Annotated in this window: 21 protein-coding genes; 3 read left to right on the top strand and 18 right to left on the bottom strand. The window is 57.5% G+C overall.

Features of this window, described 5'->3' with window-relative positions; translation table 11 throughout:
- Position 1: 1 nt before the first annotated feature.
- The 6 genes from ACZ495_RS09510 to ACZ495_RS09485 form a co-directional block, all read right to left on the bottom strand.
- Positions 2-1,861, bottom strand: a complete 1,860-nt coding sequence (locus ACZ495_RS09510) for an ABC transporter ATP-binding protein (protein WP_464262135.1) — start codon at positions 1,859-1,861, stop codon at positions 2-4.
- Complete coding sequence (locus ACZ495_RS09505; protein ID WP_464262134.1) at positions 1,858-2,796, bottom strand: GDP-L-fucose synthase family protein; 939 nt, start codon at positions 2,794-2,796, stop codon at positions 1,858-1,860. The genes ACZ495_RS09510 and ACZ495_RS09505 overlap by 4 nt, the downstream gene beginning before the upstream one ends.
- 3 nt (positions 2,797-2,799) lie before the next feature.
- Entirely contained in the window at positions 2,800-3,948 is a 1,149-nt protein-coding gene (gene gmd / locus ACZ495_RS09500) for a GDP-mannose 4,6-dehydratase (RefSeq protein ID WP_464262133.1), read from the bottom strand.
- Between the two features lie 110 nt (positions 3,949-4,058).
- Positions 4,059-5,501: a mannose-1-phosphate guanylyltransferase/mannose-6-phosphate isomerase gene (locus tag ACZ495_RS09495; RefSeq protein WP_464262132.1), complete on the bottom strand. Its 1,443-nt coding sequence runs from the start codon at positions 5,499-5,501 to the stop codon at positions 4,059-4,061.
- A 137-nt stretch (positions 5,502-5,638) separates the two neighbouring features.
- Positions 5,639-7,060 (bottom strand): phosphohexomutase domain-containing protein, encoded by a 1,422-nt coding sequence (locus ACZ495_RS09490; protein WP_464262131.1) that lies wholly within the window; start codon positions 7,058-7,060, stop codon positions 5,639-5,641.
- Positions 7,061-7,274: 214 nt separating this feature from the next.
- Complete coding sequence (locus tag ACZ495_RS09485) at positions 7,275-8,084, bottom strand: AraC family transcriptional regulator (RefSeq protein ID WP_012624057.1); 810 nt, start codon at positions 8,082-8,084, stop codon at positions 7,275-7,277.
- A 123-nt stretch (positions 8,085-8,207) separates the two neighbouring features.
- Here ACZ495_RS09485 and ACZ495_RS09480 point away from each other — a divergent pair, with 123 nt between their 5' ends.
- The gene (locus ACZ495_RS09480; RefSeq protein ID WP_464262130.1) at positions 8,208-9,404 is read left to right on the top strand and encodes an MFS transporter; all 1,197 of its coding nucleotides are present in this window, start codon (positions 8,208-8,210) and stop codon (positions 9,402-9,404) included.
- Positions 9,405-9,507: 103 nt separating this feature from the next.
- Here ACZ495_RS09480 and ACZ495_RS09475 read toward each other — a convergent pair whose 3' ends face one another.
- Positions 9,508-10,389, bottom strand: a complete 882-nt coding sequence (locus tag ACZ495_RS09475) for a hypothetical protein (RefSeq protein ID WP_464262129.1) — start codon at positions 10,387-10,389, stop codon at positions 9,508-9,510.
- A gap of 64 nt (positions 10,390-10,453) precedes the next feature.
- The gene (locus ACZ495_RS09470; RefSeq protein WP_012624061.1) at positions 10,454-10,999 is read right to left on the bottom strand and encodes a V4R domain-containing protein; all 546 of its coding nucleotides are present in this window, start codon (positions 10,997-10,999) and stop codon (positions 10,454-10,456) included.
- 943 nt (positions 11,000-11,942) lie between these two features.
- On the opposite strand from ACZ495_RS09470, the gene ACZ495_RS09465 reads away from it, so the two are divergent.
- On the top strand, positions 11,943-12,296 hold the full coding sequence (locus tag ACZ495_RS09465) for a helix-turn-helix domain-containing protein (RefSeq protein WP_081428268.1): 354 nt from the start codon (positions 11,943-11,945) through the stop codon (positions 12,294-12,296).
- 140 nt (positions 12,297-12,436) lie between these two features.
- Here the strand turns inward: ACZ495_RS09465 and ACZ495_RS09460 are convergent, their stop codons facing one another.
- Positions 12,437-14,164 (bottom strand): putative bifunctional diguanylate cyclase/phosphodiesterase, encoded by a 1,728-nt coding sequence (locus tag ACZ495_RS09460; RefSeq protein WP_464262128.1) that lies wholly within the window; start codon positions 14,162-14,164, stop codon positions 12,437-12,439.
- Between the two features lie 519 nt (positions 14,165-14,683).
- Here ACZ495_RS09460 and ACZ495_RS09455 point away from each other — a divergent pair.
- Positions 14,684-15,637 carry a GGDEF domain-containing protein gene (locus tag ACZ495_RS09455; RefSeq protein ID WP_012624064.1) on the top strand — a complete coding sequence of 318 codons (954 nt, stop codon included), beginning with the start codon at positions 14,684-14,686 and terminating at the stop codon, positions 15,635-15,637.
- A 72-nt stretch (positions 15,638-15,709) separates the two neighbouring features.
- On the opposite strand, the gene bioF is transcribed toward ACZ495_RS09455, so the two are convergent.
- The 9 genes from bioF to ACZ495_RS09410 all read right to left on the bottom strand — a co-directional run bounded on the left by bioF (position 15,710) and on the right by ACZ495_RS09410 (position 23,268).
- Positions 15,710-16,864 (bottom strand): 8-amino-7-oxononanoate synthase, encoded by a 1,155-nt coding sequence (gene bioF, locus ACZ495_RS09450; RefSeq protein WP_464262127.1) that lies wholly within the window; start codon positions 16,862-16,864, stop codon positions 15,710-15,712.
- Positions 16,861-17,568, bottom strand: coding sequence for a 6-carboxyhexanoate--CoA ligase (locus tag ACZ495_RS09445; protein WP_394026397.1), 708 nt, complete (start codon positions 17,566-17,568; stop codon positions 16,861-16,863). Before ACZ495_RS09445 ends, bioF begins: the two co-directional genes overlap by 4 nt.
- Positions 17,569-17,701: 133 nt before the next feature.
- Complete coding sequence (locus tag ACZ495_RS09440; protein ID WP_464262126.1) at positions 17,702-18,340, bottom strand: ABC transporter ATP-binding protein; 639 nt, start codon at positions 18,338-18,340, stop codon at positions 17,702-17,704.
- Positions 18,337-18,690 carry an ABC transporter permease gene (locus tag ACZ495_RS09435; protein WP_464262125.1) on the bottom strand — a complete coding sequence of 118 codons (354 nt, stop codon included), beginning with the start codon at positions 18,688-18,690 and terminating at the stop codon, positions 18,337-18,339. The genes ACZ495_RS09440 and ACZ495_RS09435 overlap by 4 nt, the downstream gene beginning before the upstream one ends.
- Positions 18,659-19,114 (bottom strand): hypothetical protein, encoded by a 456-nt coding sequence (locus ACZ495_RS09430; protein WP_464262124.1) that lies wholly within the window; start codon positions 19,112-19,114, stop codon positions 18,659-18,661. Before ACZ495_RS09430 ends, ACZ495_RS09435 begins: the two co-directional genes overlap by 32 nt.
- Positions 19,107-19,649 carry a hypothetical protein gene (locus ACZ495_RS09425; protein WP_464262123.1) on the bottom strand — a complete coding sequence of 181 codons (543 nt, stop codon included), beginning with the start codon at positions 19,647-19,649 and terminating at the stop codon, positions 19,107-19,109. Before ACZ495_RS09425 ends, ACZ495_RS09430 begins: the two co-directional genes overlap by 8 nt.
- A gap of 63 nt (positions 19,650-19,712) precedes the next feature.
- Positions 19,713-20,120 (bottom strand): hypothetical protein, encoded by a 408-nt coding sequence (locus tag ACZ495_RS09420; RefSeq protein WP_464262122.1) that lies wholly within the window; start codon positions 20,118-20,120, stop codon positions 19,713-19,715.
- Positions 20,117-21,202, bottom strand: a complete 1,086-nt coding sequence (locus tag ACZ495_RS09415; RefSeq protein WP_464262121.1) for a class I SAM-dependent methyltransferase — start codon at positions 21,200-21,202, stop codon at positions 20,117-20,119. Before ACZ495_RS09415 ends, ACZ495_RS09420 begins: the two co-directional genes overlap by 4 nt.
- 2 nt (positions 21,203-21,204) lie before the next feature.
- A complete protein-coding gene (locus tag ACZ495_RS09410; RefSeq protein WP_464262120.1) occupies positions 21,205-23,268 on the bottom strand; it encodes a TonB-dependent receptor in 2,064 nt (687 codons plus the stop codon).
- Positions 23,269-23,281: the final 13 nt, after the last annotated feature.

Below are 23,281 nucleotides of genomic sequence, written 5' to 3'. Positions count from 1 at the left end.
GTTATTCCACTTCTGCTCCGGCAACATTGCCGGGTAATACTTGCTCGGTATTTCCGGATAATGCCGTTTTATAGTCCGGCAACACCTCATCCACACAACCAGTCATGCGCACGCGTCCTTTATCGAGCCAAATAACGGCATCGCAAGTTTCAACTGTACTTAGCCGGTGAGCAACAATTACCATGGTCACTTTCTCTCGCAGAGACAGGATAGTTTCATGAATGGATTTTTCATTCTTCATATCGAGAGAACTTGTAGCTTCATCAAAGATGATCAATTCCGGTTCACTATACAAGGCTCTGGCAATGGCTACGCGCTGTGCCTGCCCACCAGAAAGACGTACACCACGCTCTCCAAGTACCGTATCAATCCCATCATCCAGCTCTTCTACGAAATCAAGGGCAGCCATGCTGCAGCATTCAAGCACGCGCTCACGGTCAATGGATTCTCCCCAACGTGAAAGCGCCACATTTTCCGCCAGAGACGCGTCCAAAAGATACGGAGATTGGGCCACATAGCCAATACGCTGTAGCCAAGAACGATGATTATCCTTAGTTATGGGCACCCCATCCACTAAAATTTGTCCTGCACCCGGCGGGATAAGCCCAGTAATAATATTTACCAGTGTACTTTTACCTGCACCGGACAACCCAATCAACCCGAGCATCTTTCCAGCTTGAATGCTAAAATCCACGTCATGCAAAGCGGCAACGGTTGCCCCTGGGTACTGAAAGCTGACCTTGTCAAGTTTTATGAACTTTTTAAAATCAACACGTGGTGAATTGACAGCAAAATCAGGGGTCAAGCTTCCTTCTAGCTGATTTTCCAGCGAAATTAGATCTGCTACTTTTGTCAAATACGGCAATGAAGACCGTAATTGAGTCAGACTATCTACAAGTCTGTTGGCAGTTGGCAGTGTGCGCCAAGCAGCTGCGGCCATAAAACCCATTACTCCAGACACGGTGGCCATACTCGCGTCTTGCACAAAAATTAAAAACAACAATACACCGACTAGAGATGCAAACCCCAAAATCTCCAAACTACCAACTGGCAGACGAGATAGAGCCTGAAGTCTCTTCCTAGCCGTAAGCACATCGTTCAGCTTCTCAGAATAGGTACTAAAAATTGCTGATTCCCGCCCGTATAAACGCATTTCCTTCAACCCATGAACAACGGTCTGCTGAATGGTGTGAGTGGCTAAATCTGCTTGAAAGACAGTATCCGCACGATCATTCAACACTTTGCGCGTCACACGGACAATCAGGTATCCACCAAAACCGAGAACACCCAAAAAAGCCAGAGAAGGAATCGGGGACACCACCACTAGCCCCAAAAAAATCGTGATTATCATTAGCGCATTGCTAAATATTTGCAAAACCATCAGCAATGTTTGTCCCAGCATTGATCCCGCGCCAAAGCCGAACAGCATTTCAGATGTGCCTACGCGTAGAACCCACAAAAAAGGCGCACGTAAAAAGAAACGGAGCAGGTGCTTACGAGCGACATTACCGATTGCCTCGGAAAACGCCGTCATGTGCCATTGATGCACGGTGGTCAAAATATTTTTACACACAATAGCTAACAATATTGCGCAGAGAACGCAAAACCCTAACCACCTAGCGTCATCAATCAATGGTGAATCAAAGTTAGTTCGCACCCAGAGCAAAGGTTGATGATTAAGTGCGGTATCCAGTGATCCGAAAACTACAGCCAGCAAGGCCACAAGGCCTGTTATTACCAGTTCGGACAGAGCAATGCACACAGACAGGGCCAATAACCCCCAAAATCTCCGTTTTTCAGAGAGGGGGGTCAACGGCATCAGTGCACGTAGCGATTGAACTATTGAACGCGCCTCGCTCATGCCTGCGCCTCGAACTGCCGTACAAACCACTGATAGCTGTCTGCCAGCCCATCAACGAAGCTTCTTTGCGGCCTCCAGCCCATGCCAAACAGCTTGCCAGAATCCATAAGCTTGCGCGGGGTTCCGTCCGGCTTTGTGGTGTCCGTGACAATCTCGCCCTCAAAACCCACCACGCGGGCCACAATACGGGCAGTGTCCATAATGGTGTGCTCCACCCCGCTGCCCACGTTCACATGCTCAAAATCAGAATAGTTCTCGAGCAGAAACACGCAGGCATCCGCCATGTCGTCCACATGCAAAAACTCGCGCAGGGCATTGCCAGTACCCCAGATGGTTACTGTTTTTGCGCCAGATATCTTTGCTTCATGAAAGCGGCGAATAAAGGCAGGAATCACATGGCTGTTTTCCGGATGATAATTGTCGCCAGGGCCGTACAAATTGGTTGGCATGACACTGATGGCGTCAAAGCCATACTGCTGGCGGTAGGCCTGACACATCTTGATGCCCGAAATTTTTGCCAGCGCGTAGGCATCGTTGGTTGGCTCCAGCGGACCGGTGAGCAGGTATTTTTCCTTGATGGGCTGGGGGCACAGCTTGGGATAAATGCACGACGAGCCAAGAAACAGCAGTTTTTTGCAGCCATTACGGTAGGCGCTGTCGATAACATTATTCTGAATCTGAAGATTCTGATAGATGAACTCTGCGGGATAGGTGGCGTTGGCGTGGATGCCCCCCACCTTGGCGGCGGCCAGAATCACCACCTCAGGCCGATGCTGGGCAAAAAAAGCCCGCACCCCGGCCTGATCGCACAAATCCAGCTCCGCATGGGTACGCGTGAACAGCCGCTCATACCCGGAACGCGTCAGGGCGCGACACAGGGCGCTGCCCACAAGCCCCCTGTGGCCAGCCACATAAACCAGAGAATCCTTGCGCATGCCCTACTCGTTGTGGCTGAAAGTTTTAAAGCCTGCCACCTTGCACACGGCATCGCGCATGCTTAAGGCAAGATCTTCGCGCGCCATCTCGGCAACCATGTCTTCAAAGGAGGTCTTCGGTTCCCAGCCCAGCTTTTCCTTGGCCTTGGCCGGATGCCCCAGCAGGGTTTCCACCTCGGTGGGGCGGAAGTAACGCGGATCAACGCGCACAATGACATCGCCGGGCTTGAGATGGCATTCCAGCCCATGTCGGTTGCCCGCAACCTGCTGCAACCTGCTCACGTCCACAGCGGCAACTGTGCCTATTTCGTCCACGCCCTGGCCCTGCCAGATCAGGCTGACACCCAGCTCTGCGGCTGCCGCATTGACAAAATCGCGCACAGAAAACTGACGGCCGGTGGCGATAACAAAGTCGTCTGCCTGCTCTTGCTGCAGCATAAGCCACTGCATTTCAACGTAATCCTTGGCATGACCCCAGTCACGCTTGGCATCCATATTGCCAAGGAACAGACAATCCTGAAGGCCAAGCACCATACGCGACATGGCGCGTGTAATTTTGCGCGTCACAAAGGTTTCACCACGGATGGGCGATTCGTGGTTAAACAGAATACCGTTACAGGCATACATGCCGTAGGCTTCGCGGTAATTAACCGTAATCCAGTAGGCATAGAGCTTGGCGCAGGCATAGGGAGAACGCGGGTAAAACGGCGTTTTTTCTGTCTGCGGCACTTCCTGCACCAGACCAAAAAGTTCTGAGGTAGACGCCTGATAAAAACGGGTAGTCTGGGCAAGTCCGGCAATACGAATAGCTTCAAGCAGGCGCAGGGTTCCCAGGGCGTCCACATCTGCCGTGTATTCCGGCGATTCAAAAGAAACCTGCACATGACTTTGCGCGGCCAGGTTGTACACCTCGTCGGGCTTCACTTCCTGCATGATGCGCACCAGATTACTGGAATCGCTCAGATCGCCGTAATGCAGAATAAAATGCCGTCCATTGGCGTGCGGGTCTTCATACAAATGATCGATGCGGTCGGTATTGAACAGCGAGGCACGCCGCTTGATGCCGTGAACCTCATAGCCCTTCCGCAATAGAAATTCTGCGAGATAAGCCCCGTCCTGACCGGTGATACCCGTTATGAGCGCTTTCTTCATGATCCTTATTTCCTGACCTGACAAATTGTCATAGTATTTTTTACGTTCAGACTGCTCAAGGTGAACTTATAATTCTATATTGCATGGTGGACGATGTCCACCTGGTGGTTTCATCTGTTTTCGTCGCCGTACGCCGGTAAATCTTCGCGTCCGTACACATCGGCAAAACGCACAATGTCGTCTTCGCCCAGATATGCGCCGGACTGGATTTCAATAAGCACCAAGGGGATGATGCCGGGGTTTTTCAGCCTGTGCCGCGTTCCCACGGGAATGTAGGTGGACTGGTTTTCTGTATACAGGCGGGTTTCATTGCCGTTGGTCACCTCGGCCGTGCCGCTGACAACTACCCAGTGCTCGGCGCGGTGGTGGTGCATCTGGAGGGAAAGCTCCGCACCTGGATTGACTATGATACGTTTGACCTGAAAACGGCCGTCCATAACTAGCGTTTCGTAGCTGCCCCAGGGGCGGTAGACCAGCGGATGCTGTCTGCATTCGGTTCGCCGGGCTGATTGCAGGCGGCCGACCATGGCCTTGACCTCCTGCACCCGCTCGCGCGGGGCCACCAGCACGGCATCGCGTGTTTCCACAACCACAAGGTCGCGCACGCCAATGGCCGTCACCAGGCGATGCTGGGCGTTGAAATAACAGTTCTCCGCGTCTTGGGTCATGATGTCGCCGTGGCAGACGTTGCCGCTGTCGTCCCCCGCTTCCGCCTGATAGAACGCCTCCCATGAGCCAAGGTCGCTCCAGCCTGTGGACAGGGGAACTACCGCCGCACGGTCCGTCTGCTCCATGACTACATAGTCGATGGAGTCGGACGGCGAGGCCAGAAATGCGTCCGCGTCCGGGCGACAGAACGCGCCGTCGGCTGCGCGTCTTTGCCAGGCGGTGCAGCAGGCGGCGTGTATTTCGGGGGCGAAGCGTTCAAGCTCTTTCAGGTACACGGAGGCACGCAACAGAAACATGCCGCTGTTCCACAAAAAGCCGCCCTGATCCAGCATGGATTGGGCCGCCGCTGTATCGGGTTTTTCCACAAAGCGGGCCACGCGGAAGCCGCCGTAGCCCAAAGTTTCACCCTGTTCAATATAGCCAAAGCCTGTTTCCGGGCTTGCGGGTGTGATGCCGAAAGTGACGATATGCCCTTGTTCCGCCAGGGCTGCGGCAGACCCCACTCCCTTGAAGAAAGCGGCTTCATTACCGATGGCATGATCGGACGGCAACACCAGCATGAGCGGGTCCGCTCCGTCGCGGGCAAGGGTGAGAGCCGCGAGAGCAATGGCCGGCGCGGTATTGCGCGGTGCGGGTTCTAAAAGAATGGTGGCGCGAACGTCACATTCGTACAATGCGGCCGTTACATAAAAACGGTGGGCCTCATTGCAGACAATGACCGGTTCCAGGCTTTCCGGAGTACGTTGCGCCCGCAAGAGCGTGTCTTTGAACAGGGTACGCCCCTCGCCCAGGTCCACAAACTGCTTGGGATAGGTCTCGCGTGAGAGCGGCCACAGGCGTGTACCGCTGCCGCCGCAGAGTATGACAGGAGCAATGCTTGGCATGGAATTACTCACAGGTGTTCAAATAAGCGCTTTATACCGCACAGGGCCTGTACGTCCGCTGTGGCGCACGGCCCGGAAGATACACTAATCGCAGGTGCAGAACAAGGCCGCCGCCCGGGTGCGCCCCGGTCCGCAGCTTACGCCGGCATAGCGCCGCCCCGCGTCTCCAGCAGGTTCAGGAGTCCGGCGGTCCTGTCTTCCAGCAGGGCGCGGTTGCCGCGGGTTTCCACATTGAGGCGCAGCAGCGGTTCGGTATTGGACATGCGCAGGTTGAAGCGCCAGTCCGCAAATTCCAGGTTCACGCCATCCATGCTGTCTTCGTAGAGGGCGTGGGGGGCGTACTGCTCCCGCACAAGCTGCATAAGGGCAGGCGCGTCCTGCACACGGCGGTTGATTTCGCCGCTGCACGGATAGGCGGCCATGCGCTCGGCCACAAGCTCGGCCAGGGAACGGCCCGTGCGGTGCAGTAAAGCCGCCACCAGCAGCCAGGGCAGCATGCCTGAATCGCAGTAGGCAAAATCTCGGAAATAGTGGTGGGCGCTCATTTCGCCGCCGTACACGGCGTCCTCGGCCCGCATGCGTTCCTTCATGAAGGCATGGCCCGTTTTACCCATAACAGGCTGGCCGCCTGCGGCCAGCACCATTTCGCGGGTGTTCCAGTAGACGCGCGTATCATGCACCACCTTGCCACCGGGAGCGCGGCGCAGCAGTTCCTGGGCCAGCAGCCCGATGCAGTAGTAGCCCTCAATGAAATTGCCGTCGCTGTCATAAAAAAAGCAGCGGTCAAAATCGCCGTCCCAGGCAATGCCCATATCCGCCCCAGCCTCGCGCACGGCAGTGGCAGTTGCAGCGCGGCGTTCCGGCAAAAGCGGATTGGGAACGCCATTGGGAAACGAGCCGTCAGGCTCCATATGCAGGCAGGTGAAATCAAAGGGCAGGTTTTTCGCCAGGTCGCGCAGCACAAAGCCTGCGCAGCCGTTGCCCGCATCGGCTACAATCTTGAGCGGCTTGCGCCCCGGAGCCGTGACAAGCTGCTCCGCACCGCTGTAGCGGAGAAGCCAGCTCACGTACTCAGCCCGGAAGGAAGCCTCATGCAGCGCCGGAGATGCTGTGCCCGCAGCGTGAGGATGGCCGCCGTCCGCCAGCAGTTCAGCCACCCTGTCGCGCAGGGCAAACAGGCCGGAATCGCCGCTCACGGGGATGGCCCCGCCACGTACCAGCTTGAATCCGTTTTCATCAGCCGGGTTATGGCTGCCGGTGATCATGATGCCTGCGTCAAAAGGCTCGCCGGCTGTGTGATTGGCGGCGGCATAATACATTTCTTCCGTGCCGCAGAGGCCGATATCCGTAACACTGGCCCCGGCCTCGCGCAGGCCGTTTGCCAGGGCGTCACGCAGAAGCGGCCCGGAAAGGCGGGCATCGCGCCCCAGCACAACACGGTTTGCGCCCAGTACTTCTGCCACAGCCCGTCCAAGGGCATGCGCCAGAGGGGCATTCAGAACATCAGGCACGCGGCCACGGATATCGTAGGCTTTGAAGCAGGGGAGGAGAGTGCTCATGCGGTTCCTTGGCTTTGGCGCGCTGGGCGCGCGACTGTCGTAAATCAGATATGGTGGGCATTGTTGTAGCCAACTTGAGCGGCTTTTGCCAAGCCTGTTTTATGCTGCAATGCGCAGGAATGGGGCAGACGCAGTGCCGGGGGAGTGCTTTTTCCGGGCAGTCTGGCGGTAGTGTCCAGGCATTGCCGCAGCGCGGGATAGCGTCTGAATATTTTCAGCTTCCGGATTCAGTCCCGGTGGCGAAGTACCTTTGAACATACTTGGCCGGCGAGGCGCCCAACGCTTTTTTGAACATGGTGATAAAGGCCGTGACGGATTCATAGCCAAGGTCCCAGGCGGTCTGCTGTACGCTGATGCCGTCCGACAACATCTGGATGGCCATAACCAGAAGAAGTTGCTGCCGCCAGCGCCCGAAAGACAGGCCCGTCTCCCTGACCACCAGCCGCGCCAGAGAGCGGCGGCTCATGCCGATGTGTCTGGCCCAGGCGGAAAGGTCTTTCCGTTCCGCCGGGGCCTCGGTGATGCTTTCTGCAATGGACTGCAAACGTATGTCTGACGATACCGGCAGGCGCAGGCCGGTTGCAGGCATGCGTGACAGTTCGTCAAGCAGCACCTGGATAAGGCGTTCGCCACGCTCTGCGAGCATGTCCTCGGGCGGCAGTGCGGCAACATGCCTGATTAGTTCACGCACCAGCGGTGATATGGACAGGGTGCAGCATGTGGCAGGAAGCAGCCGGATGTGCTCCTGGCGAATAAAAAGCAGGCATACGCTGGATCGCGCTGTTATCCGGTTGCAGTGGGGAGTGTTGGGCGGAACCCATACAGCGCACTGCGGCGGAACCAGCCAAAGGTCCTCAAAAACCCTGCATGCCGTGCTGCCGCGCAGCGTGAGCAGCAACTGTCCGGCCGTGTGCTGGTGCGTGGGCATTTCGTATTCATTCCGGACGACATCCACTTTTCTGGCTGTAACCGGAATATCCCACTGGTCGGGCGAAAAAGCTGCCAATAATTCTTTTAGTGACATTTATGGCCTCATTTAGATATTGTTTGGCATAATCGCTAAATTAAATCAAAAAGAAAAATGGCATAGTGGCCCTCTGATCCTGAGTATCAAGGTCAGTAATTCAGCTACAGTATTGAGGGTTTCATGAGTGTCAAAAAAACGCCCGAAACAAGACGGCAGGTCATGCTTGCTGTGGGCATCCTGTGTATTGCGACGTGTTTGCGGGCTCCTTTTACGAGTATGGGGCCGCTGCTGGAAATTGTGCAGAAAGCGCTTCATCTGAGCACCACGGCAACGGGTCTTGTCAATGCGCTGCCCCTGCTGGCATTCGCAACAGTATCACCACTGGCCCCGGCCATAAGCAGAAAAGTCGGGCTTGAGCGGGCGCTGGGTCTGGCTCTTTTCCTGATAGGCGGCGGGATTGTGCTGCGCTCTCTGGGGCATGGCTGGAGCCTGTATGCGGGAACGGTTTTTATCGGCTGCGGCATAGCAGTGGGCAATGTTCTGTTGCCAAGCCTTGTGAAACGGGACTTTCCCGGCTCCATTGCCAGGCTTACGGCACTATACGCATTAACTATGGGTATAAGCGCGGCGCTGGGGTCCGCCCTGGTGGTCCCGCTGGCGCAATCCTTCGGCTGGGGGTGGGAATTCGCCGCCGGTTCCCTGCTTCTGCTGCCTCTGGGGGCCGGGGTGGTGTGGTTGCCGCAACTGGCTGCGCGCAACAGCAGCACGGGTAAAGTACAGGAAGAGCCGCGCGGTGCCCCCTTGTGGAAATCCGCCCTGGCGTGGCAGGTTACGCTGTTTTTCGGCCTGACTTCATTGACGTACTATATCTGCGTAAGCTGGTTGCCTGCCTTGCTCATCAGCGCGGGATTCACCAACGCTGAGGCCGGAAACATTCATGGCGTGATGCAACTGGCCTCAGCGGCCCCGGGGCTGCTGCTTATTCCGGTTGTCGGCCGGATGAAAGACCAGCGATTCATCGCGGCGGCCGTTGCGGGAATCGCCGCTTTGGGGGCAGCCGGGCTGGCGGCGTTGCCGGGCCTGGCGCTCATCTGGGGAAGCTGCATCGGCTTTGGTGCAGGAGCGGCGATTATTCTCGGGCTGATGTTTATCGGTTTGCGGACCAACAACACCTTTCAGGCGGCAGCCTTGTCGGGCATGGCACAAAGTATGGGCTATCTGCTTGCCTCTTGTGGCCCCATAGGTGCCGGAGCGGTGTATGACATGGCGCAAAGCTGGTCGGCAGTGTTTTATGGTTGCGCCGGTCTTTGCATGCTTTTGGGGCTGATCGGGCTGGGCGCTGGACGCGATATGCGTATCGGCGAAAAAAAGCAGTAGGGCAGGCAGAAACACGGGATCGTACCCGGGCGGCGGCAAGCCGCCCGGAAAAAGTCCGGTTCATGCGGCAGTAGTTGTGGGGCTGCAGTTCCGGCGGCAGCGTTCAGATGTCGAACCACTGTTCGTTTTCAGCGCTGTCCTGGTAGTGGTTGAGATGCTCGCGCAGGCGTGAGGAGCCGCAGGGGGATATGTCTCTCCATCTGAGCCGTTGCTCGGGGTTGCTCCAGTCAAGCTCATAGGCAAAGTGCATGCGCACCGCCAGATGTTCTGTATGCGCTGCAGGCAGAAAACCCACCTTTTTGCCGAGAAAGATATAGGGAACATCGGCAGGGGGCGGGCTGTCGGGGATCATGTAGAGCAGCAGGTCAGGCTTGCCGGAAAAGCTTTTCAGCTCCGGCTCCAGCGGCATGAGGGCGCACGCGCCGCGCGCGGAGAGATTCAGTATTTGCGTGTCTGCTATGGGCATATGGTTGTGCCGGTGCAGCAGGGTTTTAAGATCACACACAAGCTGGGGCAGATGTACCAGGCGCATCACGCCCGAAGCACGGCAGTACCGGCTGCGCCACATGATTCTTTTATCGCGCCGCATACGGCGTACAAAACACCTGTTGCACAGGCGCAGGTGCACCTGGCTGATTTCTTCCCGGGCGTTTTTTTTGACCCCCATTATCCGTCCTGCGCCCCTGTAGCCGAGGCGTTCCACGACCGCGGCCCCTTTTCTGGTATCCAGGCAGAAAAAGAATTCGCACGTATTTACCTGCATTCTGCACCGGCGGGGCAATACTTCCCTGTCAAGGACCACAAAGACGGCTTCGCGCCCGGTGACGGAGCGTAGACGACCGTACAGGATCATGTCTTTCGGGCGTCCTTTCCAGGAAAGGCAGCAGGCCACTTTTACGAGGGTTTTTTGCCGTTGGGCCGCAGCGAAGGCTTCATGGTTGTGCGCATTCCAGATGCAGCTTGTATCATCAGAGGGCATGCTCATTGGGAGGGCTGATAGCTGTTTTGCGGTGCCGGGCGCGTGCCGCGCGCTAGTGGCGTCGCCGCGTCTAATCATCCCGCAGGGGGGCCGCATGCTCTTCAGTCAGCTGGACAACAAAGCGGCATGTCCTGTCGCCGGTGCACCAGCAGTCCACCTCTTTTGCGGTAAATCGCCGCCCCGTGAAGGAGCTGAAAAGACCCGCCACGAAGCCTTCGTCGTAGGTGCAGATAACATGATCGCATTCAGGCAGGCCGGAGCAGTCCACATCTTCCGAAACGGTGATGCAAAAGGTGTTTGTGGAAAGGTCGCTGGATTCTATGCGCAGTATGCCGATCTTTTTTTCAAGCAGAAGGTCATGCAGGGCAGCCACAAAATCATCAAACAGCGTATACCCGGGCAGGTAGTTTTCTACAACGTTTTCACCGGCAAGAAAGCCGGCACGGTAGAGAATTTTTTCTGACTCTTCAGTACCGTAACTTTCTTCCAGCACGTCACGCATGGTATACAGGAAAAGCCTGTATGCTTCGATGCTGACGGAGTTGCCGAGGTTAGGCCGTCCTTTCTGGATATCGCCGATAAAGTCCCAACTGAAAACATAGCGACGTGATTTCATGCGGTTTCCAACTTTGTTCGGAGTTGATGTATGAGTTCAGCGCTTCGGATTTCCGGCTCTGATAATATGGTTTCAATTTATCCAGATGTCGGCGAAATTTGTCAATTTAATCATATATCAGAATATGCGTGTACGGCGTATGGGCATTTGCGGGGGGGGGTGAAGGATTGCTGATGCGCACTGCTGCAGGAATGCATGAGGGAGTTATTGTTTGCTGACACAGTGCATAACGAGGTTTGCCACGCCGGGGGCATTGATGTCATGGTTTTTTAAAAAACAGTGAAGATGTCATATGAGCAAAGGCATAACCTGTGAAACTGCTGTGTTCGTGAGCGGATCGTATTTTTACCCATCTTGACAGTAATAATTTGATCTATGGTATGACAGGTTCTATTTCGGCACAGGTCAGCAGTATGAAGATGTGGTTTTATATGTCTGTACTGCTTTATTATAGATATTTTTATTCCAATATCGAATGACAAAATTTATTGACGCGCTCCAGTGCGGGACAGTAGTCTGGCCCCCAGAGGCACAGGCAGGCATCTTGTTTTTGTATAGCATGATCTATTTAATGTGCCTGATAGCAGTTTTAGTGCCTGTTTTGCGTGACTCGTTAACACAAGTATGAATATTTATAATGTTGTATATGTCATTTTGTTTATCGCAGTCCACCAATGACATGCTGACATCTGCTTTGACGTAACCTCCTTCCTCTTGGAGATGTTCCACTTTTTTGATGACGGTCCCTAGTGGGACTCCAGGTTTGTTGCGGTGGCAGGGCCGCTCCCTGGAGTATGACGCCCTGCTGACTTTCATTCTTTGAATGTAATCATACGAATACAAGCGGCCCCGCCTAATGGGGGAGGTGCTTATGCACGTCTGGCGGAAGCCCTGGAAGAAGCAATTATTCATGTTATGCCGAAGGCATAAGATCAGGAGCAAGATGATGGATAATAATTTTTTTGATTACTCCCTCGCTATGGAACGAATAAAGTCGGTTACCGGCTGCAAGACGCAGCAGGAGCTGGCAAAATTTTTGGGTGTTTCACAATCCTGCATTTCAGACGCCAAAAAGCGCATGGCCATTCCCGCGGAATGGCTGTTGAAACTGTTGAAAAAAGAAAACATCAATCCGGACTGGGTGCGCAGCGGCATGGGATCGCAATACCTGTATCCCAGTGAAGCCGGTGGCGATATTTTGCAGGGCAGGGTTGAGGGGCTGTCTTCCGGCTGTCTTATGCAGGAGTTTTTTTACGCTCTGGTCAGAAGGGCTATTGACGGCAACAAGCTTACCTAGCTGATGTTCTGATTTTATTCGGCTTGCCTGAGCTGCGCCCGGGGCAACGGCGCACAACGGGGCTGCCAAACGGTCCCCGGCCAGAGAACATCTGGCCGGGGCGTTTTTGTCTGCGTACGCTACAGCATGAGTGTTTTGGGTCATGCCGTACTGCCGGCTCTTTCGGGCGAAATCCGCCCCACGCGCAGCAGTTTTTTAAACTGGTCTGCGGGCATGGGCCGCGCGTAGTAGAAGCCCTGGGCATTATAGCAGCCGTGCTGCATGAGGATACTGGCCTGCTCCTTCGTTTCGACACCTTCGCAGATGGCGCTCATACCAAGCTGGCGCGTCAGCTCTATCATGCTGCCAAGCACGATCTGCGCCCTTTTGCCAGCGATATTCCGTTTTACAAAACTTCTGTCAAACTTGATGACGTCGGCAGCGAAAAGCTGCAGCAGGCCAAGCGAGGAATAGCCGGAGCCAAAGTCGTCAATGGTTGTCCTGAAGCCCAGACCCCGAAGGCGTTTTATCTGTATATTGGCCGCATCTGGGTTTTGCAGCATGGTGCTTTCCGTGATTTCCACTTCAAGAAGCTCATGGGGTACGGAGTGCCGTGAGGCGATTTCTACCAGCCGGCGGCAGAATTCCGGGCGCTCGAAGTGCTGGCTTGAAAAATTGCACGATACGGTGCTTGCCATGATGCCGTCGCGTTCCCATTGATGTATGGTTTTGCAGACCTGTTCAAAAATGTAAAAATCCACACGCAGTACATCGCCGCTGTGCTCAAAAAGAGGCATGAATTTCCCCGGCAGCAGAAGGCCGTGCACCGGATGGTACCAGCGCGCGAGGGCTTCGCTGCCGATCACGGAATTGGAGAGCATGTTCACCTTGGGCTGAAACCATACTTTCAGCTCCTCCCGCTCCAGAGCCGTGGTGATGCTGTCCTTGAGGTCCTGATGGAGCAGCGATGTCTTGCGCATGCTTTCATCATAGAGCACCATCTTGCTTTTTCCGCGTTTTTTCGATTCCTGCAACGCATAGCCCGCCAGATCCATGGCCTGCTGGATGTCATCGAGGGTGTGGCTGTGCCTGTCGAGGATATATACCCCGCAGCGCAGTTCTATCCTGGTGGGCATGCCGCTCCCGGCACGCCACTGCTCAATGGTATTGATGATGCTGTAAATGCGTTCTTTCAGGGAGTGCAGGTCGTCATAGCGAAGAAAGGCGGTAAACTGGTCTGCAAAGCTTCGGGCGCAAAACTCTGTGTCCGCCAGGGCGGAGTGGAGCGCCTCGCCGCACACGCACAGCAGGCTGTCTCCTTCTGTAAAGCCGAATTTGTCATTGATGAGTTTGAACCTGCTGATATCGAACTGTACAATGGCGTGTGAGTGTCCGTCTTTTTGTCTGAGGTGCGCGATACATTCGTTTTTAAAGCTGTGCAGATTATGCAGACCGGTAAGGGCGTCACAGTTCTGCAATTTTGAAAGCTTCTTTTTTTTATGCGATGCAAGGCCCTGATAGCCGAAGGCTGCAAGTATCGTCACCGCAAGAAAGATAACAGGTTTGTTCTGATGAAATAACGACGGTTCATCCTGATCCGCTGCTCCGGCTGCCTCGTCTGCCGGATCGGCGTCAGGCCTTGCCGCGGTTTCTTCTGTTGTGCCTGAAGAAGTAGTGGTGCTGTTGCCAGCCATGTGCAGATTGAAGGTGGACGGCCCGGTGCTTTGCAGTGTGCGGAGGGAGCCGGCAGGGAAAAATGGGGCAACCTGCCGCCGCATGGGGAGCGACAGGTCCGCCTGACGGGCAAAGGCTTTGTCGGCAAACGGCTGTGCTGACGGCAGCGCGAAGATGATGCCCAAAAAGAATATGGTTGGTGCGATCCGGTTCATGAAGCGCCTCGTGCTGTCCTGAGGTCAATTACTGTGTGCCCGTCAGCCGGGCTTGCGGCTTGGGCGGAGGGGACTTTCCATAAACTGGAAGCGTTCGGGCAAGGATGCTTTGCGCCGGCAGAAGGCACAGTATGGCATTGAGTTTGCGGAGCATGTAGTCAAGTTCTTGTTTTTCTTCTTCCAAAGTAAAGCCAAAAATAATTTAAATGTAAATTGTTTTCACTGCTCGATAAAATTCTTCAGAAATATCGAATGTAATAAATCGTTGTTTGCTGGGGGGAGTGTATTTATATAATACTATTACCGTTGTTTCGCGCGCACCGGCCTGCCGGATGGTTTGAGCGCCCCGGCGTGCATCCGTAGCAGGCTGCTGCCGGATATTACGGGCAACGGCCTGCTGCGCCCGAAGGTCTCTCAAGGGGCGCTGCCGCATATGTGCGGAAACCAGGCACGGCATCCGGACTGTTCTGTAATGATCTGTGCGAAATACAATAGGGCAGATCTGCAAGGTGGTGTAGCATGGCCGAAAATGGGGACAGCGCTTTTGTTGCCCGTGACGGAAAGTCGCCGGTAGAGGATGTGATAAGTTATGTGCATGCGGTTTTGAGCCGCAGAGTGATCGAGTGCGACGAGATCCCTGAAAATATCCGCCATGCGGGCGGCATGGAGCAGCTTTGTGAACTGCTTTGGGGCATACGCCACATGACGGACGCCCTGGGCAGGGGAGAACTGACTTACAACTGCAATGAAAGAGGCTATGTTATCGGCTCACTCAAGGCGCTACAGGCCAACCTGCGCCACCTGACGTGGCAGGCCCGCTGCATCGCCAAAGGAGAATACCAGCACCGGGCCAATTTTCTTGGCGATTTTTCCACGGCTTTCAACACAATGGTTGAGGAGCTGGACAAGAGCGTGTCCAAACTCACCCGCCTTTCCTCCAGATACAAGGAAATGTCCTGCCGTGATTCCCTGACAGGCCTGCTGAACCGCCGCGCCTTTATCAGCCGGGCCATGGACATGCTGAAAGATCCGCCGGACCAGGGGCAGGCCGCCGTTATCATGGCCGATATCGACTACTTTAAAAAAATCAACGACACGTGGGGGCATGCCTGTGGCGATGCGGTGCTGCGTCACATGGCCCAGATATTTCTTTCGCAGCTGCGCGAAGATGACCTGTGCTGCCGGTACGGCGGGGAGGAATTCATCCTGCTTTTGCCCGGCATGGGACTGCAGCCGGGCTACAGTGTGGCGGAACGGTTGCGGCGGCATATCTGCGCGGAGCCGCTGGCGTACGAGGGGCATGACATTGCCATTACGGCCAGCCTGGGGGTGAGTTGCATCGACCTCAACGGGCCGCTGCCGGACAGTGCTTCTGTTTTTGAGATGACGGTCAAAGAGGCCGACTCCTGCCTGTATCGGGCCAAAAAAACCGGCAGAAATCGTGTTGTTTGCAGTGAAATGCATCAGGCCTGATCTTCGGGCAAAGTGTGCCTGAAGCGCCGATGGTTCGGCGGCGCACGCCGCTGACGCCGGAAACAGGATTTTTTAAACGCCTGCCAAGGCCTTGCGCAGGCTGACCGCCGCATGATCCAGGTCGTCACGGGTGTGGGAGGCCATGACAGTCAGCCGCAGCCGCGCCTGCCCTCTCGGCACTGTGGGATAACGGATGCAGGGGGCAAATACCCCCAGAGCCAGCAGGGCTTCCGCAGCGCGCACGGCTTTTTCTTCTTCACCGGCCATGATGGGGATGATGGGGCTTTGCCCCGGTACGCGCATACCCTGTTCAGCCAGGCTGCCGGTAAAATAGGCCACGTTGTCCTGAAGGCGGCGCACCAGTCCGGGGTGCGCGGCAATATGCCCGATGCCCGCAGTGGCGGCGGCAACGGCGGCAGGTGAAGGAGCAGTGGTAAAAATAAAGGGTCGCGCCGTATTCCTGAGCAGTTCGCAAAGGATCTCACTGCCGCAGACAAAACCGCCTTCACTGGGAATGGCCTTGCTGAGCGTGCCCGTGACAACCGGAACATCCTCATGGCTGAGACCGAAGTGTTCCAGCGTACCTCGTCCCGTAGCGCCCAGCACGCCTGTGGCATGGGCATCATCCACCATAAGTGTCAGGCCGTAACTGCGGGCAATGTGGGCCAGTTCCGGCAGCCGTGCCAGATCACCGTCCATGCTGAATACGCCGTCGGTGATGATAAAGCCCTGCCTGGGGCGCAGTTGCCGGATTTTTTCCAGCAGGTCGTCCATATCGTTGTGGGCGTAAACAACGGTACGCCCCCGCGCCAGGCGGCAGCCGTCAATGATGCTGGCATGGTTGAGCGCATCGCTGAAGATGACCGTATCCTTGTGGCACAGGGCGCTGATAACGCCCATATTGGCCGTATAGCCGCTGGTAAAGGCCAGGGCGGATTCGCTGCCCTTGAATGCCGCCAGGGCAGATTCAAGCTGCATGTGCGGTGTCATGTTGCCCGTAACCAGGCGCGACCCGCCAGCCCCGGTGCCAAATTTTTCCAGTGCGCGCACCGCGCTGCGGCGGATATGCGCGTTGATGCCGAGGCCCAGATAACTGTTGGAAGAAAAGAGCAGCACGCGTCGCCCGTCGATGACGACTTTCCTGTCCTGCGGTGTGGAAAGCGTGCGCAGGCGCCGGTACAGGTGCGCGGCCCTGATGGTTTCGAGCCTGGCGGCAACGTCGCTCACAGAGACTCCATAACAACCATGACCGGCTGGTTTTCAAGGTAGTCCATACACTGTCCGATCTCGGCCTGCTGGCCCCTGAAAAGAAAAATGCGCCCGCCCAACTGTTGTCCGGCCTGTTTGATGTGATGGATGCGCACGTAGCCTCTGAGCTGTGAGGCAAAGTAGCCTGTGGTATAATCCGGATCGTCAGAGATGCACAGTTCGCCGATGATCTGGGGGCAGTGGGCCACCTTGCTGGCAAGGCAGAGGGCCTCCCTGAAATGGTTTTTGCCTTCACATCTGTTGCCCGTGTAATCCATGCACGTTGCCCGCACCCCCCGTTGCGGCTCAGGTTCCAGACGTTTCATGCCGGTCACGTCCAGAAGCACAGCTCCGCGCATGGGCTTGCGCAAACTATACAGCAGGTCGAGCACCGGGGATGGGTCCAGAGCCATGCCCCGCAGTTCTTCAGTCAGGACCTGCCGGGCCTCATGCTGGTCGCGTACGTGCGGTTCATGCACGGGCAGGGCCTGAATGTACACAAGGGGCCGCGTTATGGGGCGCACAGTAACAGTAACCGCCTCGGCCGGGCCGTTGGGATGCTCCATGCCCCGGCGGGTCAGGGCATCCATGGCCTGAGCCATGTCCCGGCGCTCCACGATGCGCTCTGCCCCTGAAATGTGCCGTGAACCGCTTTCAGCGCGCATTTTTATACTGTACAGCATGCTCTTTACCTTTTACGGATGCCATTGCGCCGTGTCGCGTCTGCCGCCGGTGCGGCGGCCCCGGAGTTTTTGCGGCCCGGTCTGCTTCGCGGTGCAGTCTAGCAGGCCCTTTGCCGGACATCCAGCGGCCGGATCAGGGCAGGCTGCGCTGCCCGGCGGCCAGCGTGCCGTGTTCCAGGCGAAAATGCGCATCGGCGTGGCGCAGGATGTCCTGTTCGTGGTGCGCCACCTGCACCACAGCCGTGGCGGCCTTGGCATGGCCGTCATGCATCAGGTCTTCAATGAGCTTTTTCATGTCGTCGCGCAGGGGGCCGTCCAGCCCCGTGAACGGTTCGTCCAGAACAAGCAGATCCGGGCGTACCGCCAGCGCGCGCGCCAGGGAAACGCGCTGGCGCATACCGCCGGACAGCTCCTGGGGGAGCAGGTCTGCGGCGGCGGACAGACCAACGGCTTCCAGCAGGTCAAGGGCGTTGCGGCGTGCTTGCGGGGTTTGTGGCTCGCAAGGCAGCAGGACATTTTGCAGGGCCGTGCGCCAGGGCAGGAGGCGCGGCTCCTGAAAGACAAAGCCCACCCGGCGGGCTGCAAGCGTTGCAGCTCCTTCCTGCGGGCGCAGCAGTCCGGTCATGATGCGGATCAGGGTGGATTTGCCCGTGCCGCTGGGTCCGGTAAGCACCGCGCAACTGCCGGGCATGAGGGTAAAATCAACGCCGCGCAGCACCGTGCGTGCCCCGAAGCAGTGTCCCACGCCGTAAAGTGTGACTACAGGATTCATGAAGAACGTGCTCCGCAATGCAGTTTTTTACGCAGGCAGCGCAAAAATGTGGCTTCGATGACGCTGACCAGCAGCATACTGACCAGGGCCACGGCGTACAGTTTGGGCGTGTCCAGGTCCGCCCTTGCCAGAGCCAGCATGTAGCCCAGCCCCTGCGAGGCCCCGAGGGTTTCACCCAGAATGGCAACGCGCATGCCGCCGCCAAGGGCTACCACGCATGCCGAAACCAGCGGTGCGGCAACCGCGGGCAGGTACAGTTCTGTAAACCGTTTGTGCAGGCTGATCTTGTAGGCACGGGCCATTTCGCACAGCGCCGGGTCAACAGCGCGCAGTCCCTCCTGAAGCGCCATTATAAATGGTTGGTATGCTGGTCAGGGCCACAATCAGGATGATCATGGCCGAACCGACGCCGCACCAGAGCATGGCCAGAATGACCAGCACCACGCCGGGTACGCTGGACAGGACCCAGCGGAAGGGCAGCAGCATAAAACCGGCCGCGGGGCAGATGCCGGCGGCCCATCCCAGTGCGCCTCCCACCACAAGCCCCAGCCCGAAGCCGGACAGCACCCGTCCCAGAGTTGGCAGCATGCCCTGTGTCCAGAAGGCCGGATGCGCGGCCATGTCCATTAGTGCCCGCCACGTCTCCACAGGTGATGCCAGGGCCAGGCTTCCGGCATGGACAGAGGCCCATTGCCACGCGCCCAGAAAGCACAGGCAGCCTGCCAGACGCCAGCGAAAGGCGGCAGATCTTTTTACCGTCCGGGTATTATCCATCGTGACCCATATCCCAGAAATCGTCCGCAGGCAGGGCGCCGCCCACTGAAGACGGCGAAAGTTCATGCAATTGCTGCAGCACGAACAACACGGCCTTTTTTCCTCTTTCACCTGTGAGCAGTGATGCGGAGCGCAGCAGGGCAGCGCCTCCGTCCGGCACACGTTCGCGGATTACATTGAATTCCATGTGGCGTTCGGCTGCTGCGGCAAGGACGCTTTCCGGCGCATCGGCCATCTGACGCATCCCCTGCGCAAAGCTTTGGCGCAGCAATGCGCGCAAGGACGGATCGTGCGCGACAGGTCCCACTGCCACAAGGCACGCTGCGGCCATGTCCGGATGCTCGGGAAAGGCGGTGGCCCATACGTCGCGCAGGTCCAGCAATTGGGCGAATTCGCCGTCGGCTGTGGCTATGGAGGCCGAAGGTTCCGGCAGGAGCGCCACGCTGCCCTGACCGAGACGCAGCAGGTTGAGGGCTTCCATAGCGCTGCCGCAGTGGCGGGGCGTGCAGTCAATGCCTGCTTGCGCGGCCAGCATGCGCAGGGCAAGCTCCGGCATGTTGCCGGGGCCGAACGGTAAAAGTACCGCGTTTTCAAGCAGTCATCGGAAGGTGTCGGCAGGCGGCTCGCCGTCATGCGCCAGATGGGTCGGACCCACCAGCCACAGGGGAGCGGCGTAGGCCGCCAGAACCCTGCACGGCACACCGCGCCGGGCCAGCACTGCCGCTGTGGGCAGAGCGGTTACTGCCGCGTCTGCCTGCCCGTTTGCCACAAGCGCGCGCAGCTGCTCCGGTGAACGCCAGAAGGTAAATGCAGCCGTCGCCCCGGCCTTGCGGAACGCTTCGCTTTCTCCGGCGTGCAGCAGAGGCAGGGCCTGCGGCACAAAGGGCGCCGCCAGCCGCAAGGGCGCCAGGCCGGCCGGGGCCGCTTCTTCTACTGAAGAGGCGGCATGGGCGGGGCACCCCAGTGCAAGGAGCAGCAGCGCGGGCAACAGCATCATGAACTTCATGCGTGATCTCCTGCGTCTTCCTTGCAAGATTTCTGAAACACTTCCATATGGGCTTCTCCAAAGAGCATGGGTACGGACTGCGCGTCAAGGCGTTCCAGTCCGGCGGCGGTGGCGGCGGCAGCCATCTGCCCGTGCGCCAGGGAAACATCCTGACCCTCCATAGCCAGAGAAAGCCGTGAAAGCACAAGCTCCGCAGGGGCGATCCCTTCCCGCACCCCCTCATGAACGCTGACGAACAGACCGCCGGGACGCAAGGCCCGGTGAATTTTTTTCATGAAGGCATGCAGGTCGCTGGCGTAATAAAGGCTTTGGCAGGCCCACACAAGGTCGTACCCAAGGCCAAGGTCACATACATTGAAATCACCGGGCTTCAGGCACACACGTCCGGACAGGCCCAGAGTTTCTGCTTCGGTCCGGGCCATGTCCAGCACAGGGGCAAAATCGCAAAGCGTCACATGCAGCCTCGGCAACATGCCTGCCACGTACAGGGCCGTGATTCCCGGTCCGCAGCCCAGATCCAGCATGGAGGCGAACTGCGCCGCACCGGGAAGAGCCGCAATCAACCGCGCCAGGCTGCTGGCCGCGCCGGCCTTCTGGTATGCGGCCAGCCCCGTCATTGAACGCTTCCAGTGGGCCTCGCCGCGCAGGTCTGTTGGGGGACTTTGCCTGCTTTCCGCCGGTGCAGGGGCCTCGTCAAAGAGGCGCTGGCGCAGGCTGGAAAGGTTGCGGTGCTGCATGCCGGTCAGCGAGGCGATCAGGTCCCCAAGGTATGCCGGAGAATTTTTGCGCAGATAGTCCCCTGCGAAATGGCTGTTGGAGTACCTGCCGCCATTTTTGTGGGCCAGCCCGGCTGCGGTCATTGCATCCATAAGACTCGTCAGCCGTGCGGCGTCCGCTGTTTTGCCGCAATGCGCCTGCAACGAGGCGGCAATGTCGGGCAGGCTGTGACTGCTGTCAAGAATATCCGGCAGTTCCAGCTCCAGGGCCAGACCGAGCAGAGCCATGCGTACCGGGGCCACAAGCCAGTCCGAAAGGGTCGCGAATGGCAGCGCTGCCATTGGAGTCATGCTGTGTGCTGTCATGGCTAGAACCTCCAGCCCACGCTGACGCCAAACGTCATGGGCGCGCCGTCTTCCACAATGGTCTGGCCTGCTGCAGCCAGTTTTTTGGTGGCATAGCGGGCGTCCAGAACGTTCTTGCCCCACACGGAAACATCCCAGTTGTCGCCGTGGTAGCCGATCTGGGCGTTTATGGTCTGGTAGCCCGGGTCGCTGAGAGTGTTTTCTGCGTCAAAATACTGTTTTCCGGCGCCGAAGAGGTCCACCTGGGCGAACAGCCCGGTTTCATGTGTATAGCCCACGCCCACATTATAGGTCAGCTCCGGAGCCCAGGGCAGGCGTTTGCCGCTGAAGTCCCTTTTAACGCCGTTAACCGTGGTGGTCCAGTCGTCCACTATCGAGCGGGCGTAGCCCACGCCTCCCCGCAGCTCCAGGCCGGGCAGCGGATAGGCCTTTATTTCCGCTTCCAGCCCCGAGGAGTGGGCCTGGGCGGAGTTGGTGAACTTCCATGTACCCACACCGCCGGAGGGGTCTTCTTCCCGCACCTGCTTGTCGCGGATGGAGGAATAAAAAGCAGTAACATTGGCCGTAAGCCGGTCGTCCAGCCAGTGGGTTTTCAGTCCTAGCTCATAGTTGGTGCTGTACTCCGGCTCATAATAAAAATTGCTGCGGTTGTTGGCTGAAAAGACGTTGAACCCGCCGGGCAGATAGCCCTGTGACCAGGAAATGTACGGGGTGATATTGTCTGTGGCGTCCCACGAAAGCGAGGCCATGGGCAGCAGTTCCGTGTAGGAGACATCCTTGGTGTAGTGCCGCCGCGAGGCCATGGTGCGGTAGGTCTGTTCGCCGTTCAGCCGCGTATGTTCGGCGCGCAGGCCCAGGGTCAGTCGCAGACCTTCAACGATGGACCACGTGCTCTGGCCGAAAAGCGCTCCCGTGTCGCTGATATAGTCCGTATGAAGGTAGGACCGGGCCACGGCGCGCTGCATGAGGCGATTCATGTCTGTTTCTGTTCTTGACGAGCCGAGGTATGTTCCGGTCACCCATGAGAGACGTGATTTGCCCACAGAAGCCAGACGCAACTCTTGCGTAAAACAGCGCTGATTGATCTGCATGTCTGAAACACCGGTAGGCAGCGGGGTTCTGTCAATGTCGCTCTTCATCTCGTAGTTGTATGCCGTATAGCTGGAAATGGACGTAAGTTTGACAGCATCACCCATATAACTGGCAATCAGTGCAGGCAAGGTAAAGTTTGCGGAAGACGAATCCGCGGCATCTGAGCGCACTTCCCACCTGTTGGAACGGTAGGGACCGGTGTCGAGGCGCATGGTTCCCACGCCATCTTCCTGGCGTGAGGCATCCAGCGAGAAACGCAGGTCCAGCCTGTCTGTTGGCGTCAGACGCAGCATGCCCCTGCCGGAGGTGGATTCGTGCCGCGCGGCGCGGGTGCTGTCTTTATACAGGTTGTCCACATAGCCATCGCTTTGATGGCGTAAGAAACTGCCGGAAAAATAAGCCCTGTCTTCAAGAAGGGGCGCGGAGGCGGCAGCCCCCAGACGGTAGGTATTGTAGGTGCCGGCATCGGTAAAAATGTGCGCCCGTACCTGGTCGTCCGGCACGCGGCGCGTCAGGTTGACCACGCCGGATTCGCTGTTCTGGCCGAAAAGAGTTCCCTGCGGGCCGCGCAGGACCTCTACTTTGTCAATATCCAGCAGGTAGAGGTTCTGCATGTAGGAAATGGGGTAGGGGATCTCGTCCACATACAGTCCGGCCGGTGATTGCAGGGCCGTATCCCAGGTGGAAAACCCACGGATGACAATTTCATTACCCGAACTGGTGCTTTTCATGTGCACGTTGGGGAAAAGCCGGGTGGCGTCCTTCAGGGTGTGGGCAGCGGCATTTTCCAGGTCAAGATCAGTGGCGGTGGATATGCTTGTGGCAATATCCTTGATTTTCTGCTCACGCTTGGTGGCGGTAACCGTTATGGCGTCCAGCGTGTAGTCCGGGGCCGCGGGGCCTGGTTTTGCTGTTGCCGTCGTGACGCTCAGGCACAGCCCGAGGGCTGCGAGGCTCAGGGAAAGGTTGCGCATGTTGGTCCTGCCT

The sequence above is a fragment of the Desulfovibrio sp. GTC20076 genome (genome assembly GCF_055385905.1).
Note: the sequence above shows the minus strand (reverse complement) of the source record. Positions and strands in the feature narration are given on the sequence as shown.